The organism is Streptomyces sp. B1866, from assembly GCF_031932565.1.
In the GTDB taxonomy this organism is placed as follows: domain Bacteria; phylum Actinomycetota; class Actinomycetes; order Streptomycetales; family Streptomycetaceae; genus Streptomyces.
On record NZ_JAVSCF010000322.1, the window covers coordinates 1 to 6,262 of the forward strand.

Consider the following 6,262-nt stretch of genomic DNA (forward strand, 5'->3'; position numbering starts at 1 on the left):
CGCCCCGCGCGGCGGCCGGGAGGCGGGCCGCTCCGTGGCCGCCGAGCCCGCGTGGCCCGGCAGCCCGCACCCGCTGGGCGGGCGGGCGGTGGCCGGGCCCGGCGGCGAGCCGGGGGTGAACTTCGCGCTGTGGGCGGGCGGCGCCGAGGCCGTCGAGGTGTGCCTGTTCGCCGACGACGGGACCGAGGCCCGCCACCCGCTGACCGAGCTGACCGACGAGGTCTGGCACGGCTTCCTGCCCGGCGTGCGGCCCGGGCAGCGTTACGGCTACCGCGTGCACGGCCGCTGGGACCCCTGGACCGGCGCCCGGTGGAACCCGGCCAAGCTGCTGCTCGATCCGTACGCGCGTGCGGTGGACGGCGACTACCGGCTGCCGCCCGAGGTCTACGGGCACGTGCGCGACTGGCCGGAGCGGCACATCGCCGACACCGTCCGCGACGACCGCGACTCCGCGCCGTTCGTGCCCAAGGGCGTGGTCGTCGACGACGACGGGCCCGACGGGCTGCGCGCGGCGGGCGCGGGCGACCGCCGGCCGGGCACGCCGTGGGCCGACTCGGTGGTCTACGAGCTGCACGTGCGCGGCTTCACCATGCGCCACCCCGGCGTGCCCGAGCCGCTGCGCGGCACGTACGCGGGCCTGGCGCACCCGGCGGCCGTCGAGCACCTGACGCGCCTGGGCGTGACGGCCGTGGAGCTGCTGCCGGTGCACCAGTTCGCGCACGAGGAGCACCTGCTGCGCCGGGGCCTGCGCAACTACTGGGGCTACAACACGGTCGGCTACTTCGCCCCGCACGCCGGGTACGCGGCCTCCGGCACCCGCGGCCGGCAGGCCGTGGAGTTCCGCCGCATGGTGCGGGCGCTGCACGCGGCCGGGATCGAGGTGATCCTGGACGTCGTCTACAACCACACCGCCGAGGGCGGCGAGCTGGGGCCCACGCTGTCCCTGCGCGGCATCGACAACCGCGGCTACTACCACCTGCGCGAGGACGCCCGGCGCTACGCCGACACCACCGGCTGCGGCAACACCGTGCACGCGGCGCGGCCGGCCGCGCTGCGGCTGATCACGGACTCGCTGCGCTACTGGGTGACCGAGATGGGCGTCGACGGCTTCCGCTTCGACCTGGCCACCGCGCTCGCGCGGACCGCGCACGACGAGGTGGACGTGCACGGCCCGCTGCCGGCCGCCATCGCCCAGGACCCGGTGCTGCGCGGCGTGAAGCTGATCGCCGAGCCGTGGGACGTCGGCCCCGACGGCTACCAGGTCGGCGGCTTCCCGCCGCCCTGGGCCGAGTGGAACGACCGCTACCGCGACGCGGCGCGCGACTTCTGGCGCGGCGCGCTGCCGGACGTACGGGACCTGGGCTACCGGCTGTCCGGCTCCAGCGACCTGTACGCGTGGAGCGGCCGCGGCCCGTCGGCCTCGGTCAACTTCGTCACCGCGCACGACGGCTTCACCCTCCGCGACCTGGTCAGCTACGAGCGCAAGCACAACGAGGCCAACGGCGAGGACAACCGCGACGGCACCGACGACAACCGCTCCGCCAACTGCGGCGTGGAGGGCGAGACCGGCGACCCGGCGGTGGCCGCGCGGCGCCGCCGCCAGGTGCGCAACCTGCTCACCACCCTGCTGGTGTCCACGGGCGTGCCGATGCTGGTCGCGGGCGACGAGATGGGCCGCACGCAGGGCGGCAACAACAACGCGTACTGCCACGACGACGAGACCACCTGGGTCGACTGGTCGCTGCGCGAGGACCCCGGCTGGGCTTCCGTGGCCGACCTCGCCGCCCGGCTGATCGCGCTGCGCCGCGCCCACCCGGTCTTCCGGCGCCGGGACTTCTTCACCGGCCGGGCGCTGGCCCCGGGCGGGCTGCGGGACGTGGCCTGGTTCACCCCGCGCGGGACGGAGATGACGGAGGGCGACTGGTTCGCGCCCACGGCCACCCTGGGCATGTTCCTGTCCGGCCGCGACATCCCACAGCGCGACGAGCGCGGCCGCCGCGTCACCGACGACAGCTTCCTGGTGCTGCTGCACGCCGAGGAGCCGGCCGTGGAGTGCACGCTGCCGCCCCCGCCGTGGGCCGGGGAGTACGAGCTGCTGGTGGACACCTCGCGCGAGGACCAGGAGGACCGGGGAGAACCGTGCGGCACGCGGCTGCGCGCGGGCGCGCGGGTGACCCTGCCCGGGACCTCGGTCTGGGTGCTGAGGGCCCTTCCGCCCACGGGCCGAGGACAGAAAACCGAGTGAGAGTTGTCAGTGGCGGCCCGTAGTCTCGCCACTGAGCCTCTTCAGCGGTGCCGCTCCAGGGTGAGGATGGCTTTGGCGATTGACGTCATGCGGTTCGGGCTGCACCGGGCGTGACGGAAGATGTGCCATGTCTTCAGGCGGCCGACGCCGCGCTCGACCGGAGCACGGGTGCGGGCCAGCGCCCGGTTGACGGTTCTTTCGGTAGGTGTGAGGTCCTGGCGGGGCCGGCGTTTGATGCCGGTGGTCACCCAGGAACCTCCGCCCTGGTAGGCGAGGTCAGCCAGGATGGGAACGCCTTAACGTGCGCAGATCCGGATGATCCGGTGGGTGCGGGCCACGGTCAGATCGTGGGTGCGGCCCGGCAGTGCGGGCGAGAGCCACAGCAAGCGGCCGTCCGGGTCGGTGACGGCTTGCACGTTCACGCCGTGCCGGCGGTGCTTGGCGGAGTAATCCGCCCGCCCGTCGCCCACCCGGTCGCACTCTGCGAGTGTGCCGTCCACCAGGACGGAATCCGGATCGGCCTCCCGGAGGACTTTCAGCAGTCCCGGCGCGCGCTCGGCGAGCAGGCCGATGACCTCGGTGGTGTAGGCGTGGGCGATGGACTCGCTGATGGCGAAGCCTGCGGCGATCTTCGCCAGCGTGAGATGTTCGCGCAGGTAGACCAGCGCCACCATCGCGCGATGCGCCGGGCGCAGCTTGCACCGCCGGTCACCCTCACGGGTGACGATGAGCATCGTGACCCACTCCACGAGCGCGTGCGGCAGGTCGAGGCTGGCAGGATAAGTGACCACCGAGGCCCCCAGGCTGATCGGTTGAGACGTCAGACATCTCGACCAACAGCCTGCGGGCCTCGCCTGTTACGCACCCTGGATCGTCACCCGATCGGCGACCAAGCCGAAGAAGCTCACTGATGCCCGCTACAGCCGACCCCCCGCAGCCGTACGCCCCGCGCGCTGCTCGCCGACCCGGGGGTCAGAAACTGCTCCCGCATAAGTGTCCATGAGTGTCCTTTAGGTGTCACGAGTGTTGTACGATCTTGCGCATGAACCTGACGCAATGGGCACGCGCGCAGGGGATTGCCCCGCGTACCGCGTATCGCTGGTTCCGTGAGGGCACATTGCCGGTACCTGCGGAACGCGTGGGACCGCGCACGATCCTGGTGAACATCGACGTGAACACCTCACCCTCCGTGACCGGTGGTGTAGGTCTGTATGCCCACGTCTCCTCGCACGATCAGAAGCTGGACCTGGAGCGGCAGACCGCTCGCCTGTCGGCATGGGCGGCGAAGGCCGGGCAGAAGGTCGTGCGGATCGAATCCGAGATCGCCTCGGGCATGAACGGCTGCCGCGCGAAGGCGAGGCGACTGCTGGCCGACCCGGCGGTGACCACGGTCGTGGTCGAGCACAAAGACCGCCTCGGCCGGATGAACGTGGAGTTGATCGAGGCCGCGCTGTCCGCGACTGGTCGCCGACTCGTCGTCCTTGACGACGGCGAAGTCGAAGACGACCTGGTCCGAGACATGGTGGAGGTGCTGACGTCGTTCTGCGCCCGCCTGTACGGCCGTCGGTCGGCGAAGAACCGGGCGAGGAAGGCTCTCGAAGCGGCGGCTGCCGATGAGTGAACCCAAGAAGAAGCAGCTCCGCACCATCGACGCGCCGTTCGTCGCGCTCGGGCCGTCCGGGGTGGCGATACGCGACCGCCTCAAGCACCTCACCGACGTGGACGACAAGGTGTTGCGGCTGGTCGGTGAACACCTCGGACGCCTCGCCTCGCTGGACCTCAAGAACCGCTGCGCTGACGGCCTGGACCACAGCAGCGACACGTGGGCCGCCCGAAAGCAGGGCCTGACGGCCGGCTCCTCGTCCCGGTGGGCCGGTTCGATCACGAAGGCCACTCACGATCAGTGGGCGCTGTCCCGCCGCTGTCAGCTCGCCCACATCCAAGGGCTTGAGGCCGGTGTGCGGACGCTGATGCACCGCCTCTCCCAGCCGATCAGGGAGAAGGGCACCAGGCGGGCACCCGGCGGATACCGCAGTCGGGGCGAGTGGTTCCAGAAGTCCCGCCGTCTGACGACCCTGGAACACCGCCTGGACGTGGCCCGCGCTGAGCGCGAGGCCGGTGTCGTGCACGTCGCGCGCGGCGGCCGACGCCTCCTCAACAACCGTCACAACCTCGAAGCCGCCCAGCTCACCGCCGAGCAGTGGCGTGAGCGGTGGGAAGCCGAACGGTGGTTCCTCGCCGCCGACGGCGAGTCCGGCAAACGCTTCGGCAACGAGACCATCCGCGTCACGCCGGATGGCGAGGTCAGCATCAAGCTGCCCGCCCCGCTCGCCCACGTGGCCAACAGCAAGCACGGCCGGTACGTCCTCGCCACCCGCGTGCAGTTCCAGCACCGGGGATCCGAGTGGCGCGACCGGATCGAAGACAACCGGGCCGTGGCCTACCGTATCCACCTGGACGTGGAGCGGGGCCGCTGGTACCTGACAGCGTCGTGGACACGGCCCGTTGTCCAGACGATCCCGCTTCACACGGCGCGGTCTGAGGGCATGGTCGGCGTGGACACCAACGCCGACCACTTCGCCGCCTACCGGCTCGACCGGCACGGCAACCCGGTCGGCGACCCCAAACGGTTCTTCTACGACCTGTCCGGCAGCGCAGACCACCGTGACGCCCAGGTCCGGCACGCCATCAGCCGGTTGCTGCATTGGGCCGACCGGTGCGGCGCCAAAGCCATCGGCCTGGAGAACCTGGACTTCGCCGCCGAGAAGACCCGCGAGAAGCACGGCAGACGTAAGCGCTTCCGGCAGCTCATCTCCGGCATCCCCACCGGCAAGCTCAAGGCCCGGCTTGTGTCCATGGCATCCGCACACGGCCTGTCGATCGTTGCCGTGGACCCGGCGTACACGTCGATGTGGGGCGACCAGCACTGGAAGAAGCCCCTCACCTCGAAGAAACGAAAGATGTCCCGTCACGATGCCGCTGGCATCGCGATCGGGCGACGCGCCCTCGGGCACCCGATCCGGCGACGGACGGCACCGCCCCCGCAGCACCAGAGCGATGCTGCGGGGCATCGGACCGCCCAGGCCGGACCAGGCCCACGAGGGCGTGAGGGAACCCGCCCACCCGTCACGGAGCGTGCACACGATGCACGCAGCCGGACAGGGACACAGCGAACGCGGGAGACCAGCGCATCCAACACCGTTCGGGATGCGCGCAGTTCCGGGAGTTGGCAGCAAATGTCACTCCTGGACACTGTTTAGGAACGGTGCTGATCCTGGACGAGGCCACGTCCTCGCTCGACATCCCGGGCGAGCGGGCCGTGCAGCGGGCCATGCGCACGGTCCTGCGGGGCCGTACGGCCGTGGTCATCGCGCACCGGCTGTCGACGGTGGAGATCGCCGACCGGGTGCTGGTGATGGCGGACGGCCGGGTGGTGGAGGACGGCTCCCCGGCCGAACTGACCGCGGGCACCGGCCGCTTCGCCGCGCTGCACGAGGCGTGGCGCGGCAGCCTGGTCTGACCCGGCGCGCACCGCCGAGAGCCCCGGCCGCGATCCCCCGCGCGTCAGGCGGCGGTGGGCGCCGTAGCCGCTTTTCGGCCACGTTTTGACGCGCTCCTGACAGGAACAATCCAACAGTGGGACTCTTCCCACCACCGAGGCCGCCCGGCCCGCCCGCTCGCCGCGCCGGCTGCGGCGCCGCACGGCAGTCCCGGCGCGCACACCCGTACGCGCCGCCCCCCACCACGCGCACCTCCGCTTCGCCGTACCCGGACGGCACCAGGCCGCCGGGGCGCACCCGGCCGCGCCACCCGCCGCGGCCACCGCAGAAGGAGTCAGTGTGAGACGAACCCCCCTCCGCCCCTCCCGGCCGCGTCGGCAGACCGTCGCGGTCGGCGCGCTGGTCGCCGTGGCGGCCCTGCTCGCCGGGGGCGTACCGGCCTCGGCCGCCGCCGCGGGCGCGGCCGGGTCCAGCGCCGAAGCGTCCACCGGGGCGGGCGCCGCCCCGCGCGCCGGAG

General features: G+C 72.2%; 3 protein-coding genes and 2 pseudogenes. 4 read left to right on the plus strand and 1 reads right to left on the minus strand.

The genetic code is table 11. The features are described from left to right. The first annotated feature begins 34 nt into the window (after window positions 1-34). Complete coding sequence (gene glgX, locus RKE29_RS27015; protein WP_312008286.1) at window positions 35-2,245, plus strand: glycogen debranching protein GlgX; 2,211 nt, start codon at window positions 35-37, stop codon at window positions 2,243-2,245. Between the two features lie 41 nt (window positions 2,246-2,286). On the opposite strand, the pseudogene RKE29_RS27020 reads toward glgX, so the two are convergent. Further along, window positions 2,287-3,036, minus strand: a pseudogene (locus tag RKE29_RS27020) (transposase family protein). Between the two features lie 251 nt (window positions 3,037-3,287). Here RKE29_RS27020 and RKE29_RS27025 point away from each other — a divergent pair. The 3 genes and pseudogenes from RKE29_RS27025 to RKE29_RS27035 all read left to right on the plus strand — a co-directional run. Then, a complete protein-coding gene (locus RKE29_RS27025) occupies window positions 3,288-3,866 on the plus strand; it encodes an IS607 family transposase (protein ID WP_312008284.1) in 579 nt (192 codons plus the stop codon). Next, a complete protein-coding gene (locus RKE29_RS27030; RefSeq protein ID WP_312008285.1) occupies window positions 3,859-5,505 on the plus strand; it encodes a transposase in 1,647 nt (548 codons plus the stop codon). Before RKE29_RS27025 ends, RKE29_RS27030 begins: the two co-directional genes overlap by 8 nt. Before the next feature lie 5 nt (window positions 5,506-5,510). Continuing rightward, window positions 5,511-5,765 (plus strand): annotated as a pseudogene (locus RKE29_RS27035) (ABC transporter ATP-binding protein); the annotation flags it as partial. Window positions 5,766-6,262: the final 497 nt, after the last annotated feature.

Excerpts from the sequence above, each read along its gene's own strand:
- RKE29_RS27030 (WP_312008285.1), top strand. The coding sequence starts at position 3,859 with ATGAGTGAACCCAAGAAGAAGCAGCTCCGCACCATCGACGCGCCGTTC.
- RKE29_RS27025 (WP_312008284.1), top strand. The coding sequence starts at position 3,288 with ATGAACCTGACGCAATGGGCACGCGCGCAGGGGATTGCCCCGCGTACC.